The following is a 3,487-nucleotide window of genomic DNA, read 5'->3' on the forward strand; positions in this document are numbered from 1 at the left end:
CCCGTGAGCTGTGGTTGCAGGTCCTGTTGGGCGAGTTGGGCTACGGCCGCGTCGCGTACGTGCGCCACCTCGGCGAGGACGATGCCATCAGCCACGAGTGGCGGCACGTTCCCGTCCACCTCGCCGCCTGGAACCGCGATCTGGACCAGCGGCTGGGGCCGGGGAAGAGCGACCGGGCCCCGCAGCGCATGATGCAGGCGTTCCTCAACCGGCACGACGACCGGCTGTGGGGGATCCTTTCCAACGGCCGGAAGCTGCGGATCCTGCGGGAGTCGGCGGCCCTGGTCGGCCACTCCTACCTGGAGTTCGATCTCGAAGCCATTTTCGACGGCGAGCTGTACTCCGATTTCGAGGTGCTCTTCGCCTTCGCGCACGCCTCGCGGTTCGAGGCGCCCGATCGGGTGGCCGCGGCGCCGACGAACCCGGCGGACTGCTGGCTGGAACGCTGGCACACCTATGCGGCGGCCGCGGGCATCGTCGCCGGGGACAAGCTGCGGGACAACGTCGTGCGGGCCATGGCGGAGCTGGGCACCGGTTTCCTGGAGGCCAACCCCGGGCTGCGCGCGATGCTGGCGGCCGGCCGCCAGCACGGCGGGCTGACTCCCGACGAGTTCCGCCACGAACTGCTCCGGCTCGTGTACCAGATGGTCTTCCTGTTCGTCATCGAGGACCGGGACGTGCTGCATCCCCAGCCTCCCGAGGAGAAACCGGACGAGACGGCGCGGCAGCGGGCCGACCGCAAGCGCCTCACGGATCAGATCATCGAGGGCCGGCGGCGGTACGCCTCCTACTTCTCCACCGCGCGGCTGCGCCGCATCGCCTCCCGGCGGCGTGGTGATCAGCATGGTGACCTGTGGCGCGGGCTCGTCCTGGTGCTGGAGGCCCTGGGCAGCGACGGCGGCCGGCCCGAGCTCGCCCTGCCGGCCCTCGGCGGGCTGTACTTCACGGGTGGCTCGGCGAGCGGGCGGGGCCGGTCCGGCGAGTCCGGTGCGGACGACCGCGACGCCCGTCCCGACGAGCTGCGCCGGCTCGAACTTCCCAACCGGCGGCTGCTCGCCGCGGTGAAACTGCTCAGCCATGTCACGGATGACCGGGGCCGCCGGCAGCGGGTCGACTTCGCCCATCTGGGCGGGGCGGAGCTCGGCAGCGTCTACGAGTCGCTGCTGGAACTGGTGCCGGACCCGGATCTGCCGGCCCGGCGGTTCCGTCTCGTCGACGCGCCGGGCAACGAACGCAAGACCACCGGCTCCTATTTCACCCCGAACGCGCTCATCGACTCGCTGCTGAGGACCGCGCTGGACCCCGTGATCGACCGGTACGCGGCCTCCGGCATTCCCGCGGACCTCCTGCGGATCACCGTGGTGGACCCGGCCTGCGGCTCCGGGCATTTCCTCGCCGCCGCCGCGCACCGGATCGCCCGCAGATACGCGATCATGGACCGGGGAGACGACGAACCGTCCCGGGCGGAGATTGTGAAGATCCTGCCCGAGGTCGTCGCGCGGTGCGTCTACGGGGTCGACATCAACCCGCTGGCGGTCGAGATCACCAAGTTCTCGCTGTGGCTGGCGTCCGTCGAGCCGAACCGCCCGCTCGCCTACCTCGACCATCACATCAAGGTCGGCAACGCCCTGCTCGGCGTGACCCCGACGCTGCTGGACGGGGGAATCCCCGACGCCGCCTTCAAGGCGTTCGGCGACGATGATGCCAGCCGGGTCAGGGCACTGCTGGCCGACAATCAGGGTGCGGTCTTCCTGGAGGCGCGGAAATCCGCCGACATCAGTCACTTCGCCAACCTGCGCGGTCGGCAGGAGCTGCGTGAGATCATCGATCTGCGTGCACTGTCCCTGTCGGATGTCCGTGAGCAGGCGCGGCGGTACGAGGCCCTGGAGGCCATGCCCGAGCGCCGCCTCCACCTGCTGGCCGCCAACGCCTGGTGCGCCGCGTTCGTCTGGCCGAAGCCTGAGGGTGGGCCACCGGCGATCACGAATCAGCTCCTGTATCCGCTGATGGCTGGTTCGAAGAAGCTGTCACCGGAGCTGGCGAAGCTCCTGGACGACATCACGGACCGGTACCGTTTCTTCCATTGGCATCTGGAGTTCCCGGACGTCTTCCGCACGGATGACGATCCGGACGCTCCCGACGCGAACCCGGGCACCGGCTGGCGCGGCGGCTTCTCCTGCGTCCTGGGTAACCCGCCGTGGGAGCGGGTGAAGCTCCAGGAGAAGGAGTTCTTCGCGCACCGGGACGAGAAGATCGCCAAGGCCCCGAACAAGGCGGCCCGGCAGCACCTGATCGACGCGCTGAAGGAGAGCGAGTTCGCCTCCGACCGTGCCCTGTACGCCGACTTCCAGGATCACCTGCGGGAGTCCGCCGGCTGGTCGCAACTGCTGCGGGACTCGGGCCGCTACCCGCTCACCGGCCGCGGCGACGTCAACACCTACGCCGTCTTCGCCGAGACGGCCCGGACCATCCTCGGCCCGCACGGTCGTGCCGGCCTGGTGCTGCCCACCGGCATCGCCACCGACGCCACCACCGCGCCGTTCTTCGGCGACCTCGTGCGAACATTCTCATTGGCCTCAATCTTCGACTTCGAGAATGAGGAGAAGATCTTCCCGGCGGTCCACAACCAGTTTCGATTTTCGTTGGTGACCGTGACCGGGCGTGGTACTCGGTCGGCTACTTTGAAACTTGCTTTTCGTGCTCGCAAAATCATGGATCTCGGGGATCTTTCTTTCCTTCTCGAGTCGAGTGATATCGAGCTGTTGAATCCGAACACGCTCACCTGCCCCGTCTTCGATACGCCCCGGAACGCCCAGATCGTGGTCGACATCTATCGCCGGGTCCCGGTTCTCTGGCGGGACGGGCCTCCGTCGAACCCGTGGCGTGTCTCCTTCATGCGCATGCTTGATATGGCTAATGACTCCAAGTACTTCCACACTCGCAAGGACCTGGAGAAGGCTGGTTGGCATCTCGTCGGCAACGTCTTCACGCGAGGGTCAGGTGCGGACACCGAGTACATGCTCCCGCTGATCGAGGCGAAGATGGTCCACCACTACGACCATCGCTTTTCGACCTACGAGGGGGCCACGCAGGCCCAGCTGAACAAGGGAACCTTGCCCCGGACGACGCCCAAGCAGCACGCCGACGCGGACTTCGTCACGTTGCCGCGCTACTGGGTCGCCGAGGAGAAGGTCGAGAAGAAGATCGGCGAGCGGTGGGACCGCGGCTGGCTGCTCGGCTGGCGCGACATCGCCCGCGCCTCCGACGAACGGACCCTGATCAGCGGCGCGATTCCGCGTTACGCCGTGGGAGACAAGTTCCTCCTCGCATTGCCATCCGAACGGGGAGCCCTTCTGCAGGCAAACTTCTCCATGTTCGTGCTCGATTACTGTGCCCGACAGAAATTCGCTGGCACCTCGTTCAAGTACTTTCTCATGAAGCAGCTTCCCGTGCTGCCGCCGGAGCGGTATGACGAGCCGGGGGGGTG

At 67.5% G+C, this 3,487-nt stretch carries 1 protein-coding gene; it reads left to right on the forward strand.

Features of this window, described 5'->3' with window-relative positions; all coding sequences use genetic code 11:
- Positions 1-3,487: Eco57I restriction-modification methylase domain-containing protein (locus AC08OP_RS20330; protein ID WP_476615640.1), on the forward strand; the 3,487-nt coding region annotated here is incomplete at both ends.

It is taken from the genome of Frankia sp. CeRuru1 (assembly GCF_977966315.1).